We start from the raw sequence: 1,061 nt of genomic DNA on the forward strand, positions 1-1,061 counted from the left end.
CCGGCGGTCGTGGCGGTCGTGGCGGTCGTGTGCGACGGGGTGTCGACGGCTCCCGGCTCGGGACCGGCCGCCGTGGCCGCCGCCCGGGACGCCACCGCCTTCCTGGCCGACGTCGTGGGCACGCCGAGGTCTCCCGGGCCGACGGGCGGCGGCGTCCCCTGGGAGAACGCCGCGCTACGGGCGGCGGTCGCGACCGCCCAGCGCAGCGCCGTCGCCTCGATCACCAGCCCCGACGACGCGCCGGCCTGCACGTTCGTCGCGGCGATCGTGACAGCGGACCGGCTCGCCGTCGGCTGGCTCGGGGACAGCCGGGCCTACCTGCTCGGCCCGCGGGGCGCGCGCCTGCTGACCGAGGACGACACGCTGGCGGCCGAGGCGGTGCGGGCCGGCCTGCTCCCGGCCGAGCTGGCCGAGACGGCGCCCGGCGCCCACACCATCACCCACTGGATCGGGACGGGCAGCGGATCGGCGGTACCGCGCGTCGTCTCGCTGCCCCTCACCGGGCCGGGACGGGTGGTGCTGTGCAGCGACGGGCTGTGGAACTACGCCTCGGCCGCCACGGCCCTCGCCGGTCACGTCGGGCGCCTGCCGGCGGACGCGCCCGCCACCGCGGTCGCCCACCATCTCGCCTCGGTGGCGCTGGCTGCCGGCGGCGCGGACAACATCACCGTGGTCGTCATCGACATATTCTGGGCGGAATCAAGTGGTCATGGCGACGCATGCTTTGCCGGCAAATCCTGGCTCGACCGGATCCCCAGGGACACCGGTCGAGCCAGGAGCGTCACCGATCAGGTCACCGATGAAGGTCATTGATCAGATGGAGAAGTCCTCGCCATACCACACACCGGCCTGGGGCGGGCGGATCGTGGGATGGGCGGCGACCCGCCCGTCGGCGCGGCCGTCGGTGTTCCCGGTGTTCCCGGTGTTCCCGGTGTTCCCGTCGAGCACCGCCTCCAGCTGGTCGACCCGGGTGAGCAGGGACTTCAGGCTGACGCCGACGAGGTCGGGGAGCACGTCGTCCTGACCGGGCAGGGCGGTGGCCGGCCTGGGGCGGCTGGGGG

1 protein-coding gene and 1 pseudogene are annotated in these 1,061 nt (G+C 74.8%); one reads left to right on the top strand and one right to left on the bottom strand.

Annotation, left to right across the window (positions count from 1 at the left end):
• A partial coding sequence (locus tag AC08OP_RS21980; RefSeq protein ID WP_476615916.1) for a PP2C family protein-serine/threonine phosphatase occupies window positions 1-813 on the top strand: 813 nt, incomplete at its 5' end.
• On the opposite strand, the pseudogene AC08OP_RS21985 reads toward AC08OP_RS21980, so the two are convergent.
• Window positions 814-1,061, bottom strand: a pseudogene (locus AC08OP_RS21985) (serine O-acetyltransferase); the annotation flags it as partial.

The sequence above is a fragment of the Frankia sp. CeRuru1 genome (assembly GCF_977966315.1).